The sequence below is a fragment of the Pandoraea horticolens genome (assembly GCF_902459555.1).
Lineage (GTDB): Bacteria > Pseudomonadota > Gammaproteobacteria > Burkholderiales > Burkholderiaceae > Pandoraea > Pandoraea horticolens.
The window spans coordinates 236,855-263,833 of sequence record NZ_CABPSM010000008.1 but is presented as its reverse complement, the minus strand read 5'-3'; the positions used below and the strand labels follow the sequence as shown (position 1 = coordinate 263,833).

19 protein-coding genes and 4 tRNA genes are annotated in these 26,979 nt (G+C 61.2%); 20 read left to right on the top strand and 3 right to left on the bottom strand.

Features of this window, described 5'->3' with window-relative positions; genetic code table 11:
* Nucleotides 1–427: 427 nt before the first annotated feature.
* The 14 genes from PHO31112_RS15455 to rpoC all read left to right on the top strand — a co-directional run bounded on the left by PHO31112_RS15455 (nucleotide 428) and on the right by rpoC (nucleotide 15,433).
* Nucleotides 428–1,201 carry a glycosyltransferase family 25 protein gene (locus PHO31112_RS15455; protein WP_150621281.1) on the top strand — a complete coding sequence of 258 codons (774 nt, stop codon included), beginning with the start codon at nucleotides 428–430 and terminating at the stop codon, nucleotides 1,199–1,201.
* Nucleotides 1,202–1,355: 154 nt separating this feature from the next.
* Nucleotides 1,356–1,441, top strand: a tRNA-Tyr gene (locus PHO31112_RS15450).
* A 74-nt stretch (nucleotides 1,442–1,515) separates the two neighbouring features.
* Nucleotides 1,516–1,589, top strand: a tRNA-Gly gene (locus PHO31112_RS15445).
* Between the two features lie 34 nt (nucleotides 1,590–1,623).
* Nucleotides 1,624–1,698 (top strand) — tRNA-Thr (locus tag PHO31112_RS15440).
* 73 nt (nucleotides 1,699–1,771) lie between these two features.
* The gene (tuf, locus tag PHO31112_RS15435; RefSeq protein ID WP_150621280.1) at nucleotides 1,772–2,962 is read left to right on the top strand and encodes an elongation factor Tu; all 1,191 of its coding nucleotides are present in this window, start codon (nucleotides 1,772–1,774) and stop codon (nucleotides 2,960–2,962) included.
* Nucleotides 2,963–3,026: 64 nt separating this feature from the next.
* Nucleotides 3,027–3,102: transfer RNA gene (locus PHO31112_RS15430), tRNA-Trp, on the top strand.
* 23 nt (nucleotides 3,103–3,125) lie between these two features.
* The gene (gene secE / locus PHO31112_RS15425) at nucleotides 3,126–3,506 is read left to right on the top strand and encodes a preprotein translocase subunit SecE (RefSeq protein WP_010804166.1); all 381 of its coding nucleotides are present in this window, start codon (nucleotides 3,126–3,128) and stop codon (nucleotides 3,504–3,506) included.
* A gap of 1 nt (nucleotide 3,507) precedes the next feature.
* Entirely contained in the window at nucleotides 3,508–4,065 is a 558-nt protein-coding gene (nusG, locus tag PHO31112_RS15420) for a transcription termination/antitermination protein NusG (protein WP_010804165.1), read from the top strand.
* 144 nt (nucleotides 4,066–4,209) lie between these two features.
* Nucleotides 4,210–4,641, top strand: coding sequence for a 50S ribosomal protein L11 (gene rplK / locus PHO31112_RS15415; RefSeq protein ID WP_010804164.1), 432 nt, complete (start codon nucleotides 4,210–4,212; stop codon nucleotides 4,639–4,641).
* Nucleotides 4,641–5,336, top strand: a complete 696-nt coding sequence (gene rplA, locus PHO31112_RS15410) for a 50S ribosomal protein L1 (RefSeq protein WP_042113451.1) — start codon at nucleotides 4,641–4,643, stop codon at nucleotides 5,334–5,336. Before rplK ends, rplA begins: the two co-directional genes overlap by 1 nt.
* A 321-nt stretch (nucleotides 5,337–5,657) precedes the next feature.
* Nucleotides 5,658–6,155, top strand: coding sequence for a 50S ribosomal protein L10 (rplJ, locus tag PHO31112_RS15405; protein ID WP_010804162.1), 498 nt, complete (start codon nucleotides 5,658–5,660; stop codon nucleotides 6,153–6,155).
* A 60-nt stretch (nucleotides 6,156–6,215) separates the two neighbouring features.
* Nucleotides 6,216–6,593 (top strand): 50S ribosomal protein L7/L12, encoded by a 378-nt coding sequence (gene rplL / locus PHO31112_RS15400; protein ID WP_010804161.1) that lies wholly within the window; start codon nucleotides 6,216–6,218, stop codon nucleotides 6,591–6,593.
* A 495-nt stretch (nucleotides 6,594–7,088) separates the two neighbouring features.
* Nucleotides 7,089–11,195 (top strand): DNA-directed RNA polymerase subunit beta, encoded by a 4,107-nt coding sequence (gene rpoB / locus PHO31112_RS15395; protein WP_010804160.1) that lies wholly within the window; start codon nucleotides 7,089–7,091, stop codon nucleotides 11,193–11,195.
* A gap of 26 nt (nucleotides 11,196–11,221) precedes the next feature.
* A complete protein-coding gene (rpoC, locus tag PHO31112_RS15390; RefSeq protein WP_150621279.1) occupies nucleotides 11,222–15,433 on the top strand; it encodes a DNA-directed RNA polymerase subunit beta' in 4,212 nt (1,403 codons plus the stop codon).
* 196 nt (nucleotides 15,434–15,629) lie between these two features.
* On the opposite strand, the gene PHO31112_RS15385 is transcribed toward rpoC, so the two are convergent.
* Nucleotides 15,630–17,825: a TonB-dependent receptor family protein gene (locus tag PHO31112_RS15385; protein ID WP_150621278.1), complete on the bottom strand. Its 2,196-nt coding sequence runs from the start codon at nucleotides 17,823–17,825 to the stop codon at nucleotides 15,630–15,632.
* A gap of 374 nt (nucleotides 17,826–18,199) precedes the next feature.
* Here PHO31112_RS15385 and hpaH point away from each other — a divergent pair, with 374 nt between their 5' ends.
* The 6 genes from hpaH to PHO31112_RS15355 are packed head-to-tail and all read left to right on the top strand — an operon-like array spanning nucleotide 18,200 to nucleotide 24,246.
* Nucleotides 18,200–19,009, top strand: a complete 810-nt coding sequence (gene hpaH / locus PHO31112_RS15380; RefSeq protein WP_150621277.1) for a 2-oxo-hept-4-ene-1,7-dioate hydratase — start codon at nucleotides 18,200–18,202, stop codon at nucleotides 19,007–19,009.
* Between the two features lie 57 nt (nucleotides 19,010–19,066).
* On the top strand, nucleotides 19,067–19,852 hold the full coding sequence (gene hpaI / locus PHO31112_RS15375; protein ID WP_150621276.1) for a 4-hydroxy-2-oxoheptanedioate aldolase: 786 nt from the start codon (nucleotides 19,067–19,069) through the stop codon (nucleotides 19,850–19,852).
* Nucleotides 19,853–19,904: 52 nt separating this feature from the next.
* The gene (locus PHO31112_RS15370; protein WP_150621275.1) at nucleotides 19,905–21,380 is read left to right on the top strand and encodes an aldehyde dehydrogenase family protein; all 1,476 of its coding nucleotides are present in this window, start codon (nucleotides 19,905–19,907) and stop codon (nucleotides 21,378–21,380) included.
* A gap of 45 nt (nucleotides 21,381–21,425) precedes the next feature.
* Complete coding sequence (locus PHO31112_RS15365) at nucleotides 21,426–22,289, top strand: DODA-type extradiol aromatic ring-opening family dioxygenase (RefSeq protein ID WP_150621274.1); 864 nt, start codon at nucleotides 21,426–21,428, stop codon at nucleotides 22,287–22,289.
* Between the two features lie 12 nt (nucleotides 22,290–22,301).
* The gene (locus tag PHO31112_RS15360) at nucleotides 22,302–23,252 is read left to right on the top strand and encodes a fumarylacetoacetate hydrolase family protein (RefSeq protein WP_150621273.1); all 951 of its coding nucleotides are present in this window, start codon (nucleotides 22,302–22,304) and stop codon (nucleotides 23,250–23,252) included.
* Nucleotides 23,253–23,256: 4 nt separating this feature from the next.
* On the top strand, nucleotides 23,257–24,246 hold the full coding sequence (locus PHO31112_RS15355; RefSeq protein WP_150621272.1) for a 2-dehydropantoate 2-reductase: 990 nt from the start codon (nucleotides 23,257–23,259) through the stop codon (nucleotides 24,244–24,246).
* An 82-nt stretch (nucleotides 24,247–24,328) separates the two neighbouring features.
* Here PHO31112_RS15355 and PHO31112_RS15350 read toward each other — a convergent pair whose 3' ends face one another.
* A complete protein-coding gene (locus PHO31112_RS15350) occupies nucleotides 24,329–25,615 on the bottom strand; it encodes an MFS transporter (protein ID WP_150621271.1) in 1,287 nt (428 codons plus the stop codon).
* Nucleotides 25,616–25,692: 77 nt separating this feature from the next.
* Nucleotides 25,693–26,892 carry an amino acid aminotransferase gene (locus PHO31112_RS15345; RefSeq protein WP_150621270.1) on the bottom strand — a complete coding sequence of 400 codons (1,200 nt, stop codon included), beginning with the start codon at nucleotides 26,890–26,892 and terminating at the stop codon, nucleotides 25,693–25,695.
* Nucleotides 26,893–26,979 lie beyond the last annotated feature (87 nt).

The window sequence follows — 26,979 nt, the reverse complement described above, 5'->3', positions numbered from 1 at the left end:
CTCCCCCCCTCATCCTCGCTTCTCTCATCCCGGCGTCATTCGCTCCGCTCCGATTCCATCCCCTCTGGGTGCACGCCCTTGGCCGTTGCTGGCCATCGTCACAATAGCTAATCGTTAGGGCGATGCCGGTGATGCCTATGCCCTAAGGGCGAATCTCATTGAATTCATCTGAAGTTAATTCTGGCAGCGAGAAAAAAGCGCTTTCCCGTTGGCCCAAAACGAGATTTCGCATTTTCTTCGGTAGTCAGGGATGCAGAGAGTCTGATTGCCGAAGACTCGCGGAACGCGAACTCTATGGAGAGACCCATCTCAAGATGGGATGAAAGGCATCAACATTTGACATTTTTCGTCGTTATCGTACTGCCGTTTCAGTTGGCGATACGAGCGCAATCCAACTCTTACATCGGATGCGCATCAACGATAAAAAATGAACCAGATATTTGTTCCGAAGCAAAAGCTTCCACCCGTTGTTGTCATTTCCCTCGTGGATAGCGATGCTCGTCGCGCCCACATCACGGCGCAATTAACGGACGCCGGTGTGCCCTTCCGCTTCTTCGACGCGCAGTGCATAGAGAAATACCCACCCGAATACGACGCCTCCGCACGCCTGCAGATGTACGCCAACCATCTGACGCTCGGGGAGGTCGGATGCTATGACAGCCATTACCGCATCTGGCAGGACCTCGCGGGCTCCAATGACGACATCTGGTGCATCCTGGAAGACGATATCGAGCTGGCGCCTGATTTCTCGCAGCGCTTGGCTGGCGCATTGGATGTGTCGGTGCCCTGGGGTGTCATGCGGTTGAAAGACGCCGGTTCTGCCGGTCGGTGGCAAGTGGCTCAGCTGCCCGGCGGCGGGGTTCTGAACGATCACCGTAAGCAACCAGGGGGTACGCAGAGTTACCTTGTCCGACGCGATGCGGCATTAACGCTTCTGGCTTACGGAAAACGCATGATTCATCCCGTCGACGACATGCTCAATCGCAACCGGGAGCATGGCATCCGGATGATCTCGATATCACCGGCTATGGTGGTCGATCGGGGCGATGAGTTGGGGACCACCATCGTCGGCCGCCAGAAAGCCAGGCGCAGCATTTCGGAGAAGCTTCGGCGCGAGTTTCATATGGGGCGGGATAGTCTGAGCCGGTATATCGACGCCTGGCGCCGCCGGCTTCTGACACCAACCCGTCGTTGGGAGTGACCGAGACCCGGTTGGTTTTCACATATCCAAGCAAATCAAAGACTTGCCGCATATAGTGAAAATCCGCAGAGCATCAGGCACAAAAACTGCGTATTTAATGCATGGAAGGTGTTGACAAGGCAGGGGGACATCTCCATAATTGCAAATTCTCTGCGGAGGGGTGCCCGAGTGGCTAAAGGGGGCAGACTGTAAATCTGTTGGCTTACGCCTACGTTGGTTCGAATCCAACCTCCTCCACCAGAATGCGGAAGTAATAAGCGTCGGGAACCCAGGTTTCCGTCGCTTGTTACCGAGAAGCGAGAGTCGGAATCCACGCGGGTGTAGCTCAATGGTAGAGCAGAAGCCTTCCAAGCTTATGACGAGGGTTCGATTCCCTTCACCCGCTCCAGGTGACGCGCAGACGCAGTAGAAGTAAAGGATTCGCCCATGTGGCTCAGTGGTAGAGCACTCCCTTGGTAAGGGAGAGGTCGGCAGTTCGATCCTGCCCATGGGCACCAAAAGATAGTGTGAAGCGCGGCAATCAACATGCCGAGCAACCTCGGCAATAGATAACCCCGTTAGGAGTCGGAAATGGCAAAGGAAAAATTCGAGCGGACTAAGCCGCACGTGAACGTTGGCACCATCGGTCACGTTGACCATGGCAAGACCACCCTGACGGCCGCTATCGCAACGGTTCTGTCGTCGAAGTTCGGCGGCCAGGCCAAGAAGTACGACGAAATCGACGCAGCACCGGAAGAAAAGGCACGCGGTATTACCATCAACACCGCGCACATCGAGTACGAAACGGCTAACCGCCACTACGCACACGTTGACTGCCCGGGCCACGCTGACTACGTCAAGAACATGATTACCGGTGCCGCCCAGATGGACGGCGCGATCCTGGTTTGCTCGGCCGCTGACGGCCCGATGCCGCAAACGCGTGAGCACATCCTGTTGGCCCGTCAGGTTGGCGTGCCGTACATCATCGTGTTCCTGAACAAGTGCGACATGGTCGACGACGCCGAACTGCTCGAGCTGGTCGAAATGGAAGTTCGCGAACTTTTGTCGAAGTACGACTTCCCGGGCGACGATCTGCCGATCATCAAGGGTTCGGCCAAGCTGGCGCTGGAAGGCGACAAGGGCGAACTCGGCGAAGAAGCCATCATGAAGCTGGCTGACGCTCTCGACTCGTACATCCCGACGCCGGAACGCGCCATCGACAAGGCATTTCTGATGCCGGTGGAAGACGTGTTCTCGATCTCGGGTCGCGGTACGGTTGTGACGGGGCGCGTTGAGTCGGGCGTGATCAAGGTCGGCGAAGAAATTGAAATCGTTGGTATCACGCCGACGGTCAAGACGATTTGCACGGGCGTTGAAATGTTCCGCAAGCTGCTCGACCAAGGTCAAGCTGGCGACAACGTCGGTATTCTGCTGCGCGGCACGAAGCGTGAAGAAGTTCAGCGTGGTCAGGTTCTGGCCAAGCCGGGTTCGATCACGCCGCACACGGAATTCACGGGCGAAGTGTACGTTCTGTCGAAGGATGAAGGTGGTCGTCACACCCCGTTCTTCAACAACTACCGTCCGCAGTTCTACTTCCGTACGACGGACGTCACCGGTTCGATCACCTTGCCGGAAGACAAGGAAATGGTCATGCCGGGCGATAACGTGTCGATCAGCGTCAAGCTGATTGCCCCGATCGCCATGACTGAAGGTCTGCGTTTCGCAATTCGCGAAGGTGGCCGTACCGTCGGCGCCGGCGTGGTTGCAAAGATCGTAGCTTAAGCCGGTACCTTAACGGTCCGCGCTTACGGGGTCAGCTTTTGGCGGCTGGCCCCTCTGCTGTTTTAGGGGTATAGCTCAACTGGCAGAGCGTCGGTCTCCAAAACCGAAGGTTGGGGGTTCGATTCCCTCTGCCCCTGCCAAAACAACTGTCTGCAAGCTGGAAATGGCGAATTCTCCCGTAGAAACTGTACGTACGACTGGCGACAAGCTGCTGCTGGCACTGGCCGGGCTGCTGGTTATTGCTGGCGTCGTGGCGTTCTACGCGTTGGAGCAACAGGCACTGTATGTGCGCGTTGCTGCCATCGTCGTCGTTCTGGCCATCGCAGCAGGTGTTGCATTGGCATCGCAAACCGGCAAAGGCTTCCTGGCTTTTGCCAAGGATGCGTATCGGGAAGTGGGTAAGGTCGTTTGGCCGACCCGTAAAGAGGCCGCTCAAACGACAGCGATTGTCTTCGCGTTCGTCATCGTCATGGCGCTGTATCTTTGGCTCAGCGACAAGACGATCGAATGGGCGGTGTTCTCTTTGATTCTTGGCTGGAAGTGATATGTCTGATACCGGGGCTGCACCGAGTAAGAAGCGCTGGTACGTCGTTCATGCGTATTCCGGCATGGAAAAGAGCGTAGCCAAGGCACTTCGCGAGCGAATTGCGCGCGCTGGCATGGAAGAGTACTTCGGCGAGATTCTCGTTCCGACCGAAGAGGTTGTTGAAACAAAGGGTGGCCACAAGTCGGTCACCGAGCGTCGTTTCTTTCCCGGCTATGTGCTGTGCGAGATGGAAATGACGGACGACACGTGGCACTTGGTGAAGAACACCGCCAAGGTCACCGGTTTTGTCGGCGGCACGGGCAATCGTCCGATTCCGATCCGTCAGGCCGAGGTCGACAAGATCATGTCGCAAATCAAGGACGGGGTGGAAAAGCCGCGTCCCAAGACGTTGTTCGAAGTAGGCGAGCTGGTTCGAGTCAAGGATGGTCCTTTCACGGACTTCAACGGCTCGGTGGAAGAAGTGAATTACGAAAAATCTCGCCTCCGTGTTTCCGTCACCATTTTCGGACGGGCGACTCCGGTAGAGCTGGAGTTCGGACAAGTCGAAAAGATCTAAGAATAAAATGCGCCGGCGCGACGTCCGGCGCGTTTTTGCGTTGGTGACAGCCGTCGCCGAGGAGCGCCAGTAACCGGTTTTCCGGTGAAAACGCGCTATGACTCAACCCCGAATATGCGCCACATATTCGTTCCGGAGTAAACCATGGCAAAGAAAATCATCGGCTTTATCAAGCTGCAGATTCCTGCAGGTAAAGCCAATCCGTCGCCCCCCGTGGGCCCGGCACTGGGTCAACGCGGCCTGAACATCATGGAGTTCTGCAAGGCGTTCAACGCGCAAACGCAGAGCCTCGAGCCGGGTCTGCCGATTCCGGTGGTGATCACCGCATTTGCGGACAAGAGCTTCACGTTCGTCCTGAAGACCCCGCCGGCAACGGTGCTGATCAAGAAGGCTGCCAACCTGCAAAAGGGTTCGAGCAAGCCGCACACCGATAAGGTGGGCAAGATCACCCGCGCACAAGCGGAAGAAATCGCGAAGACCAAGATGCCTGACCTTACCGCCTCCGATCTGGATGCCGCGGTTCGCACCATCGCTGGCAGCGCACGTTCGATGGGCATCACGGTGGAGGGGCTGTAATGGCTAAGATCTCGAAGCGTCAACAAGCACTGGCCGCCAAGGTCGATCGTAATAAGCTGTACCCGGTCGGCGATGCTCTGGCCCTGGTCAAGGAATGCGCAAGCGCCAAGTTCGACGAGTCGATCGACGTTGCTGTGCAGTTGGGCGTGGACGCGAAAAAGTCGGACCAAGTGGTTCGTGGTTCGGTCGTTCTGCCGGCAGGTACCGGTAAGTCGGTTCGCGTGGCCGTGTTCGCCCAAGGCGACAAGGCTGAGCAAGCCAAGGCTGCTGGCGCGGAAATCGTCGGTATGGAAGACCTGGCCGAGCAGATCAAGGCCGGCAACATGGATTTCGACATCGTGATCGCTTCGCCGGACACGATGCGTATCGTCGGTACGCTGGGTCAGATTCTCGGCCCGCGTGGCCTGATGCCGAACCCGAAGGTTGGCACGGTGACCCCGGACGTTGCTACGGCTGTGAAGAACGCCAAGGCAGGTCAGGTGCAATTCCGCGTTGACAAGGGCGGCATCATTCACGCCACCATCGGTCGCGCTTCGTTCGAACCGGCAGCACTGCAACAGAATCTTTCGGCGCTGTTGGAAGCCCTGACGAAGGCCAAGCCGGCCTCGAGCAAGGGTGTCTACCTGCGCAAGATCGCCCTGTCGAGCACGATGGGCGTTGGCGTGCGTGTGGACCAGGCTAGCCTGGCTGCATAAGCCACAGTATCGCAATCGCGGGGTGATGGCGTCCCCTGCGATGGCTGAGATCCTCGAGATCGAAAGCCGATAGCAAAAGACTTTGGGCGGAAGCGAATTCTTCGGAAATCGCTTCCGGTTATCAAAGACCGTTGGCGGGAATGGGCAATCACTGACACTCCCTTAATACGCCAGCCAACGCAGATGGCGAACCCGAACAAGTTTTGCAGTCACACCGTCGAACACGGGCAACCGGGGGCGAGGGTTGAAACTCCAGACATGTCGGTAAGCCGTTAGTGGAACGGCGTCACCATGAGGTGATGTCAATTTTGGAGGTTAACCGTGGCACTTAATCTTGATGATAAGAAAGCCGTCGTGGCAGAAGTATCGGCGCAAGTCGCCGGCGCTTCGACCATCGTTGTGGCTGAATATCGCGGAATCACGGTTGGCGATCTGACGAAGCTTCGCGCCAATGCGCGTCAGCAAGGCGTCTACCTGCGCGTTCTGAAGAACACGCTGGCACGCCGCGCGGTGGAAAACACCCCGTTTGCTGACCTGGCTGAGCAGATGACCGGTCCTCTGATCTACGGTATCTCGACGGATCCCGTAGCCGCTGCGAAAGTCTTGAACGACTTTTCGAAGGGCAACGACAAGTTGATCTTGAAGGCCGGCTCGTACGACGGCAAGGTGATGGACAAGGCAGGCGTGCAAGCGCTGGCCTCGATCCCGAGCCGCGACGAACTGCTCGCGAAGTTGCTGGGTGTCATGCAAGCGCCGGTTTCCGGCTTTGCTCGCGTCCTGGCTGCCGTGGCCGAGAAGAAGCAAGCGGAAGCTGCTTAATTCTCGCCCCGGTTACACGATCGCTGACTTCGGTCCGAACACAATCTAGGAGTTTTACAAATGGCAATCACGAAAGACGAAATCATCGAAGCCGTAGGCGCGATGTCGGTTATGGAACTGAACGACCTGGTCAAGGCGTTCGAAGAGAAGTTCGGCGTGTCGGCTGCTGCCCTGGCAGTTGCTGGCCCGGCAGGTGCTGGCGGTGCCGCTGCTGCTGCTGAAGAGCAAACCGAATTCAACGTCATCCTGGCGGAAGTCGGCGCAAACAAGGTCGGTGTCATCAAGGCCGTCCGCGAAATCACCGGCCTGGGCCTGAAGGAAGCCAAGGATCTGGTTGATGGCGCTCCGAAGGCTGTCAAGGAAGGCGTTGACAAGGCCGCTGCTGAAGAAGCCAAGAAGAAGCTGGAAGAAGCCGGCGCCAAGGTCGAAGTCAAGTAATTCGGCTCTGCGCGTAGGGAAGGCTGGCGACGAAAAGTCGTCAGCCTTTTTGTGCTTTCAGGAGATGCAAATCCCGTAAAGGATGTGCGGAATTCGAAAGCCGGCGCGAAGTGGCGCCAAGTGCTTGAAAGCAAAATGATTTCGCTAAAGTCGATGCAAGTCACGCCGTTTCAAACGCGTGTCCCATCGGCGAGTTGAGCGAAAACACGGTACCAGGGAAGTACGGAAGACGTATCGAAGAGGCCAAAGAAAAAATCGCGCGGCGTGTGTCTGCGGCGGTTTTCTCTTTGTCTTCTGAAGCGACTGCAGAAGGCAAGTTTGGTCGGGCGACGGGCAACACAGGCATCCGTCGCCGTCAGCCAGCGGTTGGTAGCGGCCAACCACCAAGCTCGTTGCTCTACGGCAAGCCCGCCGTGGAGGACGTCTGGTCTCAGTCGATGAACACCCGTTGACGATGCCTGCCGTCGTCGTCAGCGTAGTGATTCGGAGATCGTAATGCACTATTCCTTCACCGAGAAGAAACGCATTCGCAAAAGTTTTGCGAAGCGTCCGACCGTGCACAAGGTGCCGTTTTTGCTGGCCACCCAGCTCGCCTCGTACACATCGTTCTTGCAAGCCGATGCGCTTGCATCGGAGCGGAAGCCGGAGGGTCTGCAAGCAGCCTTCTCCTCCATTTTCCCGATCGTTTCTCACAACGGGTTCGCACGCCTGGAGTTTGTCAGCTATCTGCTCGGCACTCCTGCGTTCGATGTCAAGGAATGTCAACAGCGCGGCCTGACCTTTTGCTCGGCCCTGCGCGCCAAGGTTCGTCTGGTGATTCTCGACAAGGAATCGCCGAATAAGCCGGTCGTCAAGGAAGTCAAGGAACAGGAAGTGTACATGGGCGAAATTCCGCTCATGACGTCGACGGGTTCCTTCGTCATCAATGGCACGGAACGTGTCATCGTCTCGCAGCTGCACCGTTCGCCGGGCGTGTTCTTTGAACACGACAAGGGCAAGACGCACAGCTCGGGCAAACTGCTGTTCTCCGCGCGTATCATCCCCTACCGCGGCTCGTGGCTGGACTTCGAATTCGATCCGAAGGACATCCTGTACTTCCGCGTCGACCGCCGTCGCAAGATGCCGGTCACGATCCTGCTCAAGGCCATCGGCCTGACGCCGGAACAGATCCTCGCGAACTTCTTCGTGTTCGACAACTTCAAGCTGATGCCGGAAGGCGCACAGATGGAGTTCGTGCCGGAGCGTCTGCGCGGTGAAGTTGCGCGTTTCGACATCACGGATCGCGAAGGCAAGGTCATCGTTCAGAAGGACAAGCGCGTCAACGCGAAGCACATCCGTGATCTGGAGAACGCCAACACCAAGTTCATCTCGGTGCCGGAAGACTACCTGCTCGGCCGTGTGCTCGCGAAGAACGTGATCGATGGCGATACCGGAGAAGTGATCGCCAACGCCAACGACGAAATCACCGAAAGCGTGCTGGTCAAGCTGCGCGAGTCGGGCGTGTCGGACATCCAGACGCTGTACACGAACGATCTGGACCAGGGTTCGTACATCTCGGCCACGCTGCGTATCGACGAAACTGCCGACCGGACGGCTGCGCGTATCGCGATCTATCGCATGATGCGTCCGGGCGAGCCGCCGACCGAAGATGCGGTCGAGGCGCTGTTCAACCGTCTGTTCTACAGTGAAGAAGCGTACGACCTGTCGAAGGTGGGTCGTATGAAGTTCAACCGTCGTGTTGGCCGTGACGAAGTGCTCGGACCGATGACGCTGGAAGACGACGACATTCTCGCGACCATCAAGATCCTCGTGGATCTGCGCAACGGCCGCGGCGAAGTCGACGACATCGACCACTTGGGTAACCGTCGTGTGCGTTGCGTTGGCGAACTGGCCGAAAACCAGTTCCGCGCCGGTCTGGTGCGTGTCGAGCGGGCGGTGAAGGAACGTCTGGGTCAGGCCGAGTCGGAAAACCTGATGCCGCACGACCTGATCAACAGCAAGCCCATCTCGTCGGCCATTCGCGAGTTCTTCGGTTCGTCGCAGCTCTCGCAGTTCATGGACCAGACCAACCCGCTGTCGGAAATCACGCACAAGCGTCGCGTGTCCGCACTGGGCCCGGGCGGTCTGACGCGTGAGCGTGCAGGCTTCGAAGTGCGCGACGTGCACCCGACTCACTACGGTCGTGTGTGCCCGATTGAAACGCCGGAAGGTCCGAACATCGGTCTGATCAACTCGCTGGCACTGTACGCCCGCCTGAACGAATACGGCTTCCTCGAGACGCCGTATCGCAAGGTGGAAGACGGCAAGGTCACCGACCAGATCGACTACCTGTCGGCTATTGAAGAAGGTCGTTACGTGATCGCTCAGGCGAACGCGTCGATCGGCGAAAACGGCGAACTGACCGACGAACTGGTCTCGTCGCGTGAAGCTGGCGAAACGCTGATGGTCACGCCGGACCGCATCCAGTACATGGATGTGGCGCCGTCGCAGATCGTGTCGGTGGCAGCCTCGCTGATTCCGTTCCTCGAGCACGACGATGCGAACCGCGCATTGATGGGTTCGAACATGCAGCGTCAGGCCGTACCTTGCCTGCGTCCGGAAAAAGCGGTCGTCGGTACGGGTATCGAACGTACGGTGGCGGTTGACTCGGGTACGACCGTGCAGGCGTTCCGTGGCGGCGTGGTCGACTACGTCGATGCCGGCCGTGTGGTGATTCGCGTGAACGACGATGAAGCCGTTGCCGGTGAAGTCGGCGTGGACATCTACAACCTGATCAAGTACACGCGTTCGAACCAGAACACCAACATCAACCAGCGCCCGATCGTGGAAGTGGGCGACAAGGTGGCGCGCGGCGATGTGATCGCCGACGGCGCGTCGACCGATCTGGGTGAGCTGGCGCTGGGGCAGAACATGCTGATCGCGTTCATGCCGTGGAACGGCTACAACTTCGAGGATTCGATCCTGATCTCGGAGCGTGTCGTTGCGGAAGACCGTTACACGTCGATCCACATCGAAGAGTTGAACGTGGTTGCTCGCGACACGAAGCTCGGACCTGAGGAAATCACGCGCGACATCTCGAACCTGGCGGAAGTGCAACTGAGCCGTCTGGACGAGTCGGGCATCGTGTACATCGGCGCGGAAGTCGAAGCCGGCGACGTGATGGTGGGCAAGGTCACGCCGAAGGGCGAAACCCAGCTCACGCCGGAAGAAAAGCTGCTGCGCGCGATCTTCGGCGAGAAGGCGTCGGACGTGAAGGACACCTCGCTGCGTGTGCCGTCGGGCATGAGCGGCACGGTGATCGATGTGCAAGTGTTCACGCGTGAAGGCATCCAGCGCGACAAGCGCGCTCAACAGATCATCGACGATGAACTGAAGGGCTACCGTCTGGACCTGAACGACCAGTTGCGTATCGTGGAAGGCGATGCCTTCCAGCGTCTGGAGCGCTTCCTGGTGGGCAAGACGGCCAATGGCGGTCCGAAGAAGCTCGCCAAGGGCACCAAGCTCACGAAGGAATACCTGGCCGATCTGGATCGTTACCACTGGTTCGACATCCGTCTGGCCGACGACGAAGGCGCGCAACAGCTCGAGCAAATCAAGGAATCGATCGAGCAGAAGCGTCACCAGTTCGATCTGGCCTTCGAAGAGAAGCGCAAGAAGCTCACGCAAGGCGACGAACTGCCGCCGGGCGTGCTGAAGATGGTCAAGGTGTACCTGGCGGTCAAGCGTCGTCTGCAACCTGGCGACAAGATGGCCGGCCGTCACGGTAACAAGGGTGTGGTCTCGAAGATCGTGCCGATCGAGGATATGCCGTACATGGCCGACGGCCGTCCGGCCGACATCGTGCTCAACCCGCTCGGCGTGCCGTCGCGGATGAACGTGGGTCAGATTCTCGAGTCGCACCTCGGCTGGGCAGCGAAGGGTCTGGGCTGGCGTATCGGTGAAATGCTGCAAGCGCACACCAAGGTCCAGGAAGTTCGCAAGTTCCTGACGAAGATCTACAACGAGAGCGGTCAGCAAGAAGATATCGACAGCCTGTCGGACGACGAAATCATGTCGCTGGCGCGCAACCTGCAGAACGGCGTGCCGTTCGCAACGCCGGTGTTCGATGGTGCCCATGAAGAGGAAATCCACCGCATGCTGGATCTGGCGTTCCCGGATCACATCGCGAAGGAACTCGGCATGACGCCGTCGAAGAACCAGGTCACGCTGTTCGACGGTCGTACGGGCGAAGCCTTCGAGCGTCCGGTCACGTGCGGCTTCATGCACATGCTCAAGCTGCACCACTTGGTCGACGACAAGATGCACGCGCGTTCGACCGGTCCGTACTCGCTGGTGACGCAACAGCCGTTGGGCGGTAAGGCCCAGTTCGGTGGTCAGCGTTTCGGTGAAATGGAAGTGTGGGCACTGGAAGCCTATGGCGCATCGTATGTGCTGCAGGAAATGCTGACCGTGAAGTCGGATGACGTGACGGGTCGTACGAAGGTGTACGAGAACCTCGTCAAGGGCGATCACGTGATCGATGCCGGCATGCCGGAATCGTTCAACGTGCTGGTCAAGGAAATCCGTTCGCTCGGTATCGATATCGACCTGGAGCGCGGTTAATCGCGTTCAGGCAACAGGAGAAAGCAATGAAAGCTTTGCTCGATCTATTCAAGCAAGTCCAGCAGGACGAACAGTTCGACGCGATCAAGATCGGTCTGGCTTCGCCGGACAAGATCCGTTCGTGGTCGTTCGGCGAAGTGAAGAAGCCGGAGACGATCAACTACCGGACTTTCAAGCCCGAGCGTGACGGTCTGTTCTGCGCAAAGATCTTCGGTCCGATCAAGGACTACGAATGCCTTTGCGGCAAGTACAAACGCCTGAAGCACCGTGGCGTGATCTGTGAGAAGTGCGGCGTGGAAGTCACGCTGGCGAAGGTGCGTCGCGAGCGCATGGGCCACATTGAGCTGGCCTCGCCGGTCGCGCACATCTGGTTCCTGAAGTCGCTCCCGTCGCGTCTGGGCATGGTGCTCGACATGACGCTGCGCGACATCGAACGCGTGCTGTACTTCGAAGCGTATGTGGTCCTCGAACCTGGCATGACGCCGCTCAAGCGTTGCCAGATCATGACGGAAGAGGATTACTACAACAAGGTCGAGGAATACGGCGACGAATTCCGTGCCGAGATGGGCGCGGAAGGCGTGCGCGAGCTGCTGCGCTCGATCGACATCGATCAGCAGGTCGAGCATCTGCGCGCCGAGCTGCAAGCCACGGGCTCGGAAGCCAAGATCAAGAAGTACGCCAAGCGCCTGAAGGTGCTCGAGGCCTTCCAACGCTCGGGCATCAAGCCCGAGTGGATGGTGCTCGAAGTGCTGCCGGTGCTCCCGCCCGAGCTGCGCCCGCTGGTGCCGCTCGACGGTGGCCGCTTCGCGACCTCGGACCTGAACGATCTGTATCGCCGCGTCATCAACCGTAACAACCGTCTGAAGCGTCTGCTCGAGCTTAAGGCCCCGGACATCATCGTGCGCAACGAAAAGCGCATGCTGCAAGAGTCCGTGGACTCGCTGCTCGACAACGGCCGTCGCGGCAAGGCGATGACCGGTGCGAACAAGCGCCCGCTCAAGTCGCTGGCCGACATGATCAAGGGTAAGAGCGGTCGTTTCCGTCAGAACCTGCTGGGTAAGCGTGTCGACTACTCGGGCCGTTCGGTGATTACCGTGGGCCCGACGCTCAAGCTGCATCAGTGCGGTCTGCCGAAGCTGATGGCGCTCGAACTCTTCAAACCGTTCATCTTCCACAAGCTGGAAGTGATGGGCGTGGCCACGACCATCAAGGCCGCGAAGAAGGAAGTCGAGAACCAGACGGCCGTGGTGTGGGACATCCTCGAAGAGGTGATCCGCGAGCATCCGATCATGCTGAACCGCGCACCGACGCTGCACCGTCTGGGTATCCAGGCGTTCGAGCCGGTGCTGATCGAAGGCAAGGCAATTCAGCTTCACCCGCTGGTTTGCGCGGCATTCAACGCCGACTTCGACGGTGACCAGATGGCCGTTCACGTGCCGCTGTCGCTCGAAGCGCAGATGGAAGCGCGTACCCTGATGCTGGCCTCGAACAACGTGTTGTTCCCGGCTAACGGCGATCCGTCGATCGTGCCGTCGCAGGATATCGTGCTGGGTCTGTACTACGCGACGCGCGACAAGATCAACGGTCGCGGCGAAGGCTTGTCGTTCATCGACGTGTCGGAAGTGCTGCGTGCGTACGACAACAAGGAAGTCGAACTGGCTTCGCGCGTGAACGTGCGTATCACGGAGTACACGGTCGATCCGGAAACGGGCGAAAAGACGCCGAAGATCACGCTGTACCCGACGACTGTCGGCCGCGCGATCCTGTCGGAAATTCTGCCGCCGGGCCTGCCGTTCTCGGTGCTGAACAAGTCGCTCAAGAAGAAGGAAATCTCGAAGCTGATCAACACGGCGTTCCGTCGTTGCGGTCTGCGCGAGACGGTCATCTTCGTCGACAAGCTGATGCAGTCGGGCTTCCGCCTGGCAACGCGTGCCGGTATCTCGATCTGCGTCGACGACATGCTCGTGCCGACGAAGAAGGAAGAGCTGATCGGCGAAGCGTCGAAGAAGGTCAAGGAATACGACCGTCAGTACATGTCGGGTCTGGTCACGGCGCAAGAGCGTTACAACAACGTCGTGGACATTTGGGGTGCTACCGGTGACGCCGTGGGTAAGGCGATGATGGAGCAGCTCTCGAAGGAAAAGACGGTCGATCGCGACGGCAACACTGTGGATCAGGAGTCGTTCAACTCGATTTACATGATGGCCGACTCCGGTGCTCGCGGTTCGAGCGCCCAGATTCGTCAGCTCGCCGGTATGCGTGGCCTGATGGCCAAGCCGGACGGCTCGATTATCGAGACGCCGATTACCGCGAACTTCCGCGAAGGCCTGAACGTGTTGCAGTACTTCATCTCGACCCACGGTGCACGTAAGGGTCTGGCCGATACGGCGTTGAAGACGGCAAACTCGGGTTACCTGACGCGTCGTCTGGTCGACGTGACGCAGGATCTGGTGGTGGTCGAAGACGATTGCGGCACGAGCAACGGCGTGGCGATGAAGGCGCTGGTCGAGGGCGGTGAAGTGGTCGAAGCCCTGCGTGACCGTATCCTGGGTCGCGTGGCAGTGTCTGACGTCGTGAATCCGGAAACGCAAGAGACGGTGTACGAGGCCGGCACGCTGCTCGACGAAGACGTCGTCGAGATGATCGAAACGCTGGGCATCGACGAAGTGCGCGTGCGCACGCCGTTGACCTGCGATACGCGCTACGGTCTGTGCGCAGCCTGCTATGGCCGCGACCTGGGTCGTGGTTCGCGCGTGAACGTCGGCGAAGCGGTCGGCGTGATCGCGGCGCAGTCGATCGGTGAACCGGGCACGCAGCTTACGATGCGTACGTTCCACATCGGTGGTGCGGCATCGCGTGCGGCAGTGGCCTCTTCGATCGAAGCCAAGTCGAACGGTACGGTCCGCTTCACGGCGACCATGCGTTACGTGACGAATGGCCGTGGCGAGCAGATCGCGATCTCGCGTTCGGGCGAAATCCTGATCACGGACGATCACGGCCGTGAGCGCGAGCGTCACAAAGTGCCGTACGGCGCCACGCTGCTGCAACTGGACGGTGCACAGGTCAAGGCCGGTGCCCAACTGGGTACGTGGGATCCGCTGACACGACCGATCATTACCGAACACGGCGGTATCGCCAAGTTCGAGAACGTCGAGGAAGGTGTGACGGTTGCCAAGCAGATCGACGATGTGACGGGTCTGTCCACGCTGGTCGTGATCGATCCGAAGCGTCGTGGTCCGGCGTCGAAGAACGTGCGTCCGCAGGTTAAGCTGCTCGACGAAAGCGGTCAGGAAGTGAAGATCCCGGGTACCGATCACGCTGTGACGATCGGCTTCCAGGTGGGCGCACTGATTACCGTCAAGGATGGTCAGCACGTGCCGGTAGGTGAAGTGCTTGCACGTATCCCGACCGAATCGCAGAAGACTCGCGATATTACCGGGGGTCTGCCGCGTGTGGCCGAACTGTTCGAAGCGCGTGCACCGAAGGACGCCGGCATTCTGGCCGAAGTCACGGGCACCACGTCGTTCGGTAAGGACACGAAGGGCAAGCAGCGTCTGGTCATTACCGATCTGGACGGCAACCAGCACGAATTCCTGATTCCGAAGGAAAAGCAGGTGCTGGTGCACGACGGTCAGGTGGTGAACAAGGGCGAAATGATCGTGGACGGCCCGGCCGACCCGCACGACATCCTGCGTTTGCAGGGTATCGAAGCGCTGGCACGTTATATCGTCGACGAAGTTCAGGACGTGTACCGTTTGCAGGGTGTGAAGATCAACGACAAGCACATCGAGGTGATCGTTCGCCAGATGCTGCGTCGTGTGCAGATCGTCGATTCGGGCGATACGCGCTTCATCACCGGCGAACAGGTGGAACGTTCGGACATGCTCGACGAGAACGACGCCATGAACGCCGAAGACAAGCGTCCGGCGCAGTACGAGAACGTGCTGCTGGGTATTACGAAGGCGTCGCTGTCGACGGATTCGTTCATCTCGGCGGCATCGTTCCAGGAAACGACGCGCGTGTTGACCGAAGCCGCCATCATGGGCAAGAAGGACGACCTGCGTGGCCTGAAGGAAAACGTCATCGTCGGCCGTCTGATCCCGGCAGGTACGGGGCTGGCGTATCACAAGGCCCGCAAGGCCCGCGAGACGTCGGATCGCGAGCGTCACGACCAGATCGCTCTGGAAGAGGCGTTTGCCCCGATGCCGAATTCGGTGGAAGAGCCTACGGCAGAGTAATCGGGAAGGCGGCGCTTGCGAAAGCGAGCGCTGCCGGCCCGAAACCGACGTCGTTACAGAAACGGCACCCTTTGCGGGGTGCCGTTTTTTTTTGGAATAACGTCATCGTGGCGCCGGTCGCGTTGAAGGACTACGTGCACGATGCGAAGGGCGCGATTCTGTCGGCATCGCGCCCGAGCCTCAACCAGTTACCGGATCAGAACCCGAAGTGCCCCTGAACGTAGACCATGCGCGGTGCGCCGACCATGCGTCCTGCGTTGCCGTCCACGTTACGCGTGTAGAAGCGCTTGTCGAATACGTTGTTCAAACCCACGGTGACGTCGGCATTCTTGTACCCGGGGAGCTTGTATATCGTTTGCAGGTTCCACACGCGAAAGCCCGGCACCTTGCCGTTGCTGCCGTCGGCCGATTCCACCGCAGTGTTCGCCAGATCCGAGTACTGCGAGCTTTGGTGCGTGGTCGAGACATTGAACGTCCACTGACCGATCTCGTACCGAGCGCCGAGTGTGTCGGTGACGCGCGAGTAGAACGGCACATCGAGACCGGCGGTCGCGCCCGACTTCTGGATCGCACGCGTATAGGTGAAGTTCGCGTATACGTTCAGCCCGCGAAGCACGCTGTCGCGATCGAACGTGTAGTCGATGGCAGTTTCGATACCGTCGTGATTCGTCGCACCAATGTTCTGGAAGACTGGCGGGTTCGTGCCGGACACTTGCAGAATCTGATTGTCGAATCGCATATGGAATGCAGTCAGCTCCGCCTTCCAGCGCTTATCCGTCCAGCGCGTGCCGATTTCATACGTGCGCGCCAGTTCCGGCACCAGCGGGTTGGTGGCCGACATCGAATTCAACTGCGTATTCTGCACCGGTCCGAACGACGTGCTGTAGTCGGCGAATACCGTCCACGCGTCGTTCACGAGATACGACAGGTTCACCGACGGAAGCGGCTTGTTGTTGTCCGTTCGATAGGTTGCGCCCGATGCATTGTCGACGCGCTGCGAACGGATCGCTTCGTAGCGCACGCCCGGCGTGAAGCGCCAGTTGCCCCACGCCATGCGATCGTCGATATAGAACGCGCTCGCGCTGGTGAAGTTGTTGAACGTCTGGGTGGCCGAGTTGCGGCCAGTGGCAAGCGTCGTGGTCCAGTTATTGTCGTCGCCGCGCTCGTGCACGTAACGGTAGCCGACGGTCACGTCGTGTGCGGTCGGACCGAAGAACAGACGCTGCGTGAAGCGTGGCTCGACGCCGAAGGTCTGATAGTTGCGCGGTTGGTGCGTGGTCTGGGTGTAGGTCGGGTTGACCAGCGTGCTCTGGCGGTAGCTCTCGTTATAGAACGTGCGAACCTCGAACTCCTGCGTCTCGGAGAGGGTGTTCAGATACCCAAAGTCGAGGCCGGTGCGGTTGCCGCTCCAGTAGTCGTTCGGACGCGTGTTCTGGAATGGGTCGGCGTTGTATTGCGCGACGCTCAGGCCGCCGGGCGTCTTCGACTTCACATCGTAGTACGAGACCTTGCCGTACACCTGCTGGCTCGGTGTGATGTCGTAGCGCCACTTCAGCGCGAGGTCGTTCACGCGCTCGTCGCTACCCTTGCGCCAGTCGCGTCCGACCATGCCCGAGTACAGCAGCGCGAGGCCCAGGCCGTTGTCCATCTGTGTCCCGAGGAACACGCCGTACTGCGTGTTCGCACCCCCTCCGGTGGTGTAGATGTTCTCTCGCACCGTGGCATCTGCGGTGAGGCCTGGCGTGTTGGGAATCGAACGGGTCTTGAAGTTGATCACGCCACCTACGTTCTGCGGCCCATAGCGCACGGCTCCGCCGCTGCGCACCACGTCGATGCTCTCGATGTTGAACAGACTCACCGGGGCGAACGACAACTGCGGCTGACCATAGGGGGCCACCGCCATGGGAATGCCGTCGAGCAGCACGGTCGAGCGCGGCGTGAATCGGCCGGATAGACCGCGTACCCCGATGTTCAGTGAAATGGCACTGCCGGCGGTGCCCGAGTTGTCCGTGGCTTGCAAACCCGGAATGCGGCGCATGACGTCGCCGATATTCGTCGCACCCGATTCCTCGATCTGCTGCTTCTTCACGACGGTGCGCGCGCCGGGAAACGTTTTTGCACTGCTGTCGAGTCCGGTGCCGAGCCAGTCGCCCGAGACATTCACCGCGCCGAGTTCGACGTCGGCCTTGGCTTCCGCGGCTGGGGTGGCCGGTGTCGTCTGCTGCGCATGGGCGACGCCGAGCGTTGCCATGAGCAACGCGGCGGCACAGGCGGTGGCGTGGGGGCGGCGAACCGGGGAGGCGAGGCGATCGGCTCGAGTGGGGCTGGCGGCGCTAACCGTGCCCGCGGCGCTGGCGGCCACGTGCATACGGCGACTTACGGACATCTTCATCTTGGCTGACCTTCGTGACTGCGGGAGTGTGGCGAGCGCTGGCCGCTGGCAGAATCGCAGGCAGCGGCATTCGGATCGTTACGCTTAACGCGTTGTAATAAAGCGTTGCGAATTATAAATGCAAATCACTCTCATTCATAATTTGTCTTCCTGAGTCTCGGTTGCCAATGGGCGGTGGCGGCCGGGATGAAGACGAAGACAGCGAGGGCATTCCGCGTGGATGGGGTGTCATCAGGTGACGCGCGATTATCCAGTTTTACTTATGAATCACCCAAAATCGATTGATTGTCGGTGGCGCGGGCGACCGTAAGAATAGCGGCTATCGACCGACAAAACATGCCGCCTGCGCCGGGCGGCATCATGGAGACAACGCGATGCCGAAGCTCGACGCCTCGATTCATCAGACCCTTGCCCGCGAGTTGCACGATGCCGAGCGCAGCCGCACGCCTGTCATGCAGTTTTCGCGCCGCTATCCCGACATGACGATTGCCGACAGCTACGCGATTTCGCAAGCGTGGCTGGCGTTGAAGTACGCGCAAGGCCGTCGCATGATCGGGCACAAGATCGGGCTGACGTCGCGCGCCATGCAGGTTACCGCGCAAATTGCCGAACCCGATCACGGCACACTGCTCGACGACATGCTCGTGGCCGACGGTGCGACGCTCGAGGCCTCGCGCTTCATCGTGCCGCGCCTCGAAGTGGAGTTGGCATTCATTCTGGCCAAGCCGCTCAAGGGGCCGGGTGTCACGCTGTTCGACGTGCTCGACGCCACCGCGTGGGTGACGCCGGCACTCGAATTGATCGACGGCCGCATCGAGCTGTTCGACCGCGACACGAAAGCGCCACGCAAGGTCTTCGACACGATTGCCGACAACGCGGCCAATGCGGCGGTGATTCTTGGCGGGCGTCCCGTGAAACCGGACGCCGTCGATCTGCGCTGGACAGGTGCACTGCTCTATCGCAACGGCGTGATCGAAGAGTCGGGCCTGAGTGCGGCCGTACTCAACCATCCAGGCAACGGCATTGCGTGGCTCGCCAACAAGCTAGGGGCATTCGACGAAGGGTTGCAGGCAGGCGAAATCGTACTGGCCGGGTCGTTTACGCGGCCCGTGGCCTGCGCCGCGGGCGACGTCTTCCACGCCGACTACGGCCCGCTTGGCGCCATCGGCGTGCGCTTCGTCTAACCTCGTGCGAGGGGGCGCGCCGCCCCCGTCCATCCGTACCTCACTGGAGCCGATGTCATGAAAACACCCCCGAATCTCTTCAAGCAGGCACTCGCACGCGGCGAGCGTCAGATCGGTCTGTGGTTGGGACTGGCGACACCGTACGCTGCCGAATTGTGCGCGGGCAGCGGCTTCGACTGGCTGGCGATCGACGGCGAGCACGCGCCGAACGACTTGCGCACGATGCTGGCGACATTGCAGGCGGTGGCGCCGTACCCGACGCATCCCATCGTGCGGTTGCCCCATGGCGATGCCGTTCTGATCAAGCAGGTACTCGAAATCGGTGCGACGACGCTGCTCGTGCCGATGGTTGAATCCGCCGCGATGGCTCAGGCCCTCGTCAGCGCCACGCGCTATCCGCCGCAGGGCATACGCGGCGTAGGCAGCGGGTTGGCTCGCTCCTCGCGGTGGAATCGCTACGACGACTATCTGCACGCCGCGAACGATGCGACCTGTCTGCTCGTGCAAGTGGAGACGGCCGACGCGCTGGCGCAGGTCGACGACATTGCCGCCGTCGATGGCGTGGACGGCGTGTTCATCGGTCCGGCCGATCTCGCCGCATCGATGGGCTATCTCGGTCAGGCAACGCATCCCGAGGTGCGCAAGGCCATCGACGATGGCATTGCACGTATTCGCCGCGCGGGCAAAGCCGCCGGCATCTTGTGTGCTGACGAGGCGCTTGCCCGTCACTACCTCGACCAGGGTGTGACCTTCATCGCGGTGGGCATCGACACCGCGTTGCTCGCGAGCGCGAGCCGTTCGCTGGCCGCGAAGTTCGCCCTCGGCAAAGACGAGACGCGCTGAGGACGCGTCGCGCGCTCCACGCCTTTCCCCACCCTTTTGCAAGAGACATGGCATGAGTGCTACCCGCTTTGACGTCGCCGGCGTATCGGTTTCGCCCAACCACTATATCGACGGCCGCCGCGTGGCGTCCGACGACACCTTCGAGTGCGCCTCGCCCATCGACCAGACGCGGCTTGGGGACATCGCCAGTGGCAGTTTGGCGCATGTCGATGCGGCGGTGACGTCGGCGGCGCTGGCGTTTCCCTCGTGGGCGGCGCTGGGTGCGGCGGGGCGTCAGCCGTATCTCCAGCGCTTCGCCGAGGCGATCGGGCGTCGCGCCGACGCTTTCGCCACGTTGGAGAGTTCCGACGCGGGTGTGCTGCGCTCGCGTATGGCGCATGGCGTGGTGCCGCGGGCGATGCAGAACCTCACATGGTTTGCCGAACATGCATTGACGTTGCAAGACCGCGTGATCGAGACGCCGCAGGCGCGCCACCTCGTGCGTCACGATCCGGCGGGTGTGGTCGCGGTGATTACGCCATGGAATTCGCCGCTGATGCTGGCGACATGGAAGGTCGGTCCGGCGCTTGCGTCTGGCAACACGGTGGTGCTGAAGGCACCGGAGTGGGCGCCGCTCACTTCCTCGCTGCTCGCCGACTGCGCGCACGAGGCGGGCTTGCCGCCCGGTGTGTTCAATCTGTTGCAGGGCTCGGGTGTGGTGACTGGGGCGGCGCTCGTGAGCGACGCACGGCTCGCCCGCATCTCGTTCACGGGCTCGGTGGCAACGGCCAAGTGGATCGCAAAGACGGCGGCGGCCAACCTCGTGCCTTGCAGTCTGGAACTGGGCGGCAAGTCGGCCTTCATCGTGCTGGCGGACGCCGATCTCGACGCCGCCGCAGCAACCGCTGCACTGATGTATCGCAACGCGGGACAGGTGTGCCTGGCGGGCACCCGTTTGCTGGTGGATGCCAGCGTGGTAACCCTGTTTACCGAAAAGCTGCGCGCGCAGGTTGAGCGTCTGGTGGTGGGCGATCCGCGCGACGGTGCCACCGAGATCGGTCCGATCATCCACATGCGCCAACTGGAGCGCGTGCAGAGCTTCGTCGAACGTGCCGTCGCAGGGGGCGCGCGCGCGCTGTGGGGCGGCACACGGCATCCGTTCGGTGCACAGTATTTCGCGCCGACGCTGCTCACGGATTTGCGTCAACGCGACGAGATCGTACAGCAGGAAGTCTTCGGTCCCGTGCTCACGCTGCAAACATTCGCAAACGACGACGAGGCCGTCGACATGGCCAACGGCACCGACTACGGGCTGGGCGGCGTGTGCTACGGCGACGAGGCGCATGCCATTGCCGTGGCGGAGCGCGTTTGCACCGGCTTCATCTGGATCAACAGTTTCGGCATTCGTGATCTGGCCGCGCCGTTCGGCGGCATCAAGCGCTCGGGCATCGGACGCGAAGGCGGCGACTGGAGTTTCGAATTCTTCTGCGACGTCAAGGATGTCGTCGTACCCCGGCAGCCGTTCAAGGCGAGTTTCAGCCATCGCTGATGCGCCGCGCACAGCGACATAACAACGAGATAGGAGGAGAGCAACATGGGACAGATCGTCGGCGCGGCACTGGTGTCGCATCACCCCGGCTTGATGCAGTGTGAGGAGTTTCGCGTGTTGCAGGGCGCGGGCGCGGATTCGGACCTGATTCCCGGCTATGCACGGGTGCGTGAGCACATCGTGGCGGCACGTCCGGACGTCATCGTGATTTTCGACTCGCACTGGTTCACCACGGGCTATCACCTGATCGATGGCGGTGCGCACTACTCGGGCATGTACATCTCCGACGAGATGCCGTGGTATCTGCACGGTGTGCCGTACGACTATCGCGGGCATCCGGAACTGGCGCTGGGCATCGACGCCGTCGCCCGCGAGCATGGCGTGCGCGCCCGCGCGGTGCAGCATCCCGATTTGCCGCGTCATTACCCGACGATCAACGTCATCAAGCAGATGCGGCTCGACGCGTGGCCGATTGTCACCGTGAGTTCGTGCCAGAACTGCGAGACGCCGCATTTCCTGCAATCGGGCGAAGTGATTGGCGAGGCGATTCGCCGCAGTCATCTGCGCGTGGTGATGCTGGCGTCGGGGGCGTTGAGTCACAAGTTCAACGGTATCGACTGGAAGCCGAATCATCCGCGCATTTTTCACGAGAGCAATGTGTCGCGTCCGGAGAATATCGCGAGCGACAAGCGGGCGATCGAGGCGTTTCGAGAGGGGCGTCACGACCGGATTCTGGCAGAGTGGGACGAGGACTACCGCAAGCGGCCGTGGGAAGCGCACGGGGCGCACTATTTGCAGATGGTGGGGGCGTTGGGCGGTGCGGCGTGCCGTAACGCGGGCACGGTGTTGTCCGAGTACGAGAACGCGCGCGGCACCGGCAACGTGCATATCTGGTTCGATACCCTCTGACAAGGCGAGACCATGGACTTCGAATTTCCGTTGCGCGAATTGCCTGCCGTGATGTGCGGACCGCGTGTCGAACGCCGTCGCATCCTGCTCGGCGGCAGCGCGTTCTGGGGCACGATCGTCGAGGAAGGGGCCGAGCGCGGACTGCTGCGGCTCGACGACGGGCGTACCGTCGATCCGCAGACGGTGGTGCATCTGCCACCGGTCGAGCCGTCGAAAATTGTCGCAGTGCATATCTCCTATCGCTCGCGTAGCATGGAGACGCGCAACAAGCCGAAGCCGACGGACACCCCGACGTACTTCACGAAGCCGCCGACCTCGCTGAACGGCCACGGCGGGCAGATCCTCAAACCAGCGGACTGCCGCTATCTGAACTACGAGGGCGAGTACGCCGTAGTGATCGGGCGTACGTGCCGGAATGTGCTACCGGACGAGGCGTGGGATTACATCGAAGGCTTTTGCCCGGCGCTGGATATGGGACTGCAAGACTTTCGCGACACGGATCAGGGTTCGATGCTGCGCGTGAAGGGCGCGGATACGCTGTTGCCCGTCGGCCCCGGCATCGTGCGCGGCGTGAATCTATTCGCGCAGACATTGCGCACGTATCGCAACGGACGCGTTGTGCAGGAAGCGCATATCGGCGACGAGACGATCTGGGGCCCGCACTACGTGATCGCGGACATTGCGCGGCACATCACGCTGGTGCCGGGCGACGTGATCCTGATGGGCACGCCCTGCCATTCGCGCTCTGTGGACGCCGGCGATCTCGTGGAGTGCGAGATCACGGAACTCGGACGGCTTTCCGGCATGGTCGTGCGTATCGACGCGCCGCGTGCGGCGGCGTTAGGTGTGGGGCATGCGCCGGGCGACAGTCCCGAAGTGCGCCGGGTGGCGCTGGGTTTCGATGAACGGGTGCCGAAGCGATTCAAGGAAAACTATCGACTCGCGGCACATCGACAGGAGTGAAGGTATGAAGGTGACGATCATTGGCGCGGGTGCCATCGGCGGCTTGCTCGGTTTGAAGCTCGCGGCAACGGGCGAGGCGCAGGTCAGTGCGCTGGCGCGCGGCGCGACGCTGGCGGCGCTGCGTGAGCACGGCTGGCGAGTGAAGCAGGGAGAGACGCTGACGGCGGCGCCGGTCGCTGCGGTGTATCCGATGGAAGAGGCTGCGAAGCTGGGCGCTCAGGATCTGGTCGTGATTGCGGTGAAGGGACCGGCGCTCGCGCAAGTGGCTGCGTGCGTCGCGCCGTTGCTCGGGCCGCAGACGCTGGTGCTGCCCGCGATGAACGGCGTGCCCTGGTGGTTTTGCAAAGGCGTGACGCCTTTCGGCGACGAGACGTTGACGAGCGTCGACCCGCAAGGGACGATTGGCGCGGCGATTCCGCAGGCAAACGTGATCGGTTGTGTGGTGCATGCGAGCGCGGCGACACCGGCGCCGGGACTGGTCGATCACAAGATGGGGCGTGGCCTCATCATCGGCGAGCCGGGCGGCGGAACGAGCGAGCGTGTGCAGCGGCTTGCGGCACTGCTGGCGCGTGCGGGTTTCGATGTGACGGCGTCGGAGAACGTGCGTCTCGACATCTGGTACAAGCTGTGGGGCAATCTGACGATGAATCCGGTCTCGGCGATTACGGGAGCGACCATCGACCGGTTGCTGGACGATCCGCTCGTGCGGGCGTTCTGCTCGGCGGCGATGCGCGAGGCGGCGGCGATTGGCGCGAAGATCGGTTGCGCGATCGGGCAGTCGCCCGAGGACCGGCATGAGGTGACGGCGAAGCTGGGCGCGGTCAAGACGTCGATGCTGCAGGACGTGCAAGCGCAGCGTCCTATCGAGCTCGACGCGTTGGTCGGCGCAGTGCGAGAGATCGGCCAGCGCGTAGCCGTCCCCACGCCCAACATCGATGCCTTGCTCGGCCTGACGCGGCTCTTCGGGCGGGTGCATGGATTGTATCCACAATAATCCACAATAAGCCGGTCGTCTGGCGAAGTAAAAAAAGCACCTCGGTGCCTTTTTTGACGATCTGCCGGTCAGCGGCTCGACATCACCGCACCCCCGTGTGACGATACACCTGACTCAGGGCGGCGAGACCTACGGCGGCGGCGGCCATCATGTAGAAGCTCGGCGCCAGTTTGCTACCCGTCACGTTGATCAGCCACGTCAGGATGAACGGTGCGAAGCCGCCGAAGCACGTCACCGACAGGTTGTACGAGAGCGACAAGCCCGTCGTTCGCGTCTTGACCGGGAAGATCTCCGACGCGAGCGCCGGCAGCGGCGCGAAGTACATCGTCATCAACACCCCAAGCAGCGTCTGCAATGCGAGCATCATGCCGAAGCTCGGGTATGTCGAGAGTAGCCAGAACATCGGCCAGATCGACACCAGCAACGCCGCGGCCGCCATCGTCATCGGCCTCGCGCGGCCCACACGGTCGGACCACGCGCCCACGACCGGCGACAGGAACATCTGCACGATCCCTGTCGCGACTGTTGCCGCAAAGGCCACGGACGCAGGCAACCCGAGTTGCTTGATTGCATACGTCGGCATGTACAGCACGAGGTAGGTCGACACCGTTGCAACGACCACCGCGCCCACGGCCAGCAGCAGACGCATCTTCTGATGCTCGAACGTGTCGCGCAGCGGCGTCTGCGTCGGTTCGGCCTCGAGAAACTCGGGCGTCTCGCTGACATGCCGGCGGATGTAGTACGCCACCGGTCCGATCAGCAATCCGAACAGGAACGGCACGCGCCACCCCCAGCTCTGCATCTGCTCGGGCGAGAGCGTGCTGGTGAGCACCGCACCGAAGCCGGCGGCGAGCAGCGTCGTCAGCCCCTGACTTGCCACCTGAAAGCTCGCGAAAAAACCGCGGCGTCGCGGTGCGTGCTCGGCGAGAAAGGCCGTCGCGCTGCCGAACTCACCGCCCGCGGAGAAGCCCTGAATCATGCGCGCGAGCACGATACCCACCGGCGCCAGCACGCCGATCGTCTCGTACGTCGGCATGAACGCGATGATGGCCGTACCCGCCATCATCAACAGAATGGTCAGCGTCAGTGCCTCACGGCGTCCCCGGCGATCGGCATACACGCCAATCACGACGGCCCCCAGTGGCCTCATGAAAAACGACACGCCGAACGTGCCGAGCGTGAGCAACAGCGAAGTCGTGTCGTCGTGCGCGGGGAAGAACAGCTTCGCGATGGTGACGGCGAAAAAGCCGTACACGACGAGATCGAACCATTCGAGCGCGTTACCGATGGACGCGGATACCACCGCGCGCCAGGTGTGTGAGGATGCGTCGCGGCCGATGCGGGCGCCGGCGGCAGTGGCTGTGGTCATGTTGTCTCCAGTCGTTGTTATGTGTCGAGCATGCATTCGTCGGAGGCATGCGCTCCGTGTTTTCCTCTTGCGGGGGCTTAACCGTGAGCCAGCACCTGTGCGATGGCATGCGCCACGGTGTCGACATTGCGCGTGTTCAGACCCGCCACACACATGCGCCCGGAGCGAAGCAGATAGACACCGTGTGTCTCGCGCAGGGCATCGGCCTGAGCGGCGGACAGCCCTGTGTACGTGAACATGCCGCGCTGTGCGAGGTACCGGGAGAGCTTCTCGCCGCTGACGTGCGCCGCCAGCCGGGCATGAATTTGCGTTCGCATCGTGGCGATGCGCGTACGCATGCCGTTCAGTTCGTCTTCCCATGCGCGCCGCAAGGCGGGTGTCGTCAACACCTGCGCGACGAGCCGCGCGCCATGCGTCGGCGGATTACTATAGTTCGCGCGCACCGTGCAGGTCAGTTGTCCGAACACACGCGACGCTTCGTCTGTCGTGGCGCAAACCACCGACAGCGCACCGCATCGTTCGCCGTACAGTGAGAAGTTCTTCGAGAACGAATTGGCGACAACCGTCGGAACGCCTGCGTCGGTCAGGGCACGCACGGCGAAAGCGTCGGCATCGAGGCCGTCTCCAAAGCCTTGGTAGGCCATGTCGACGAACGTAATGAGACCGCGCTCGCGCAGCACCGGCACGAGCGTTTGCCATTGCGCTTGCGTGAGGTCGACGCCGGTTGGGTTGTGGCAGCACGCATGCAGCAGCACGATGCTGTGCTGCGGCAGCGACGCCAGCGTCTCGAGCATGGCGTCGAAACGCAGCCCGCCGGTGGCATCGTCGTAATACGGGTACGACTGCACGGCAAAGCCCGCACTCTCGAACACCACGCGATGGTTGTCCCAGCTCGGATCGCTGATCCAGACGGTGCTCTCGGGGAAATAGCGTTTGAGGAAGTCGGCGCCCACGCGCAGCGCGCCACCACCGCCAAGCGTTTGCAACGTCGCGATGCGTTGCTCGCGTCGCGCGGCGTTGCGCTCACCGAAGACGAGCGCTTGTACGGCGTCTCGGTACGCCTGTGTGCCGGCCATCGGCAGGTAGGGGCGCGGGCCGATATCCGCCAGCACCGCAGATTCGGCGTCGCGTACGGCCTGCATGACCGGCAGACGCCCGTCGTCGTCGAAGTAAACGCCGATCGACAGATTGACCTTGTGCTGACGCGGGTCGTGGCCGAAGGCCTCGTTCAGACCGAGAATGGGGTCGCCGGGATAGGCGTCGACGTGGGAAAACATGAGGGGCTCGCTCCTTACCGATTCGATGGGGTTCGACGGTGAATTTCGAAAATCGATTGTGAGCGACGCCCCTTTACGGAACAATCA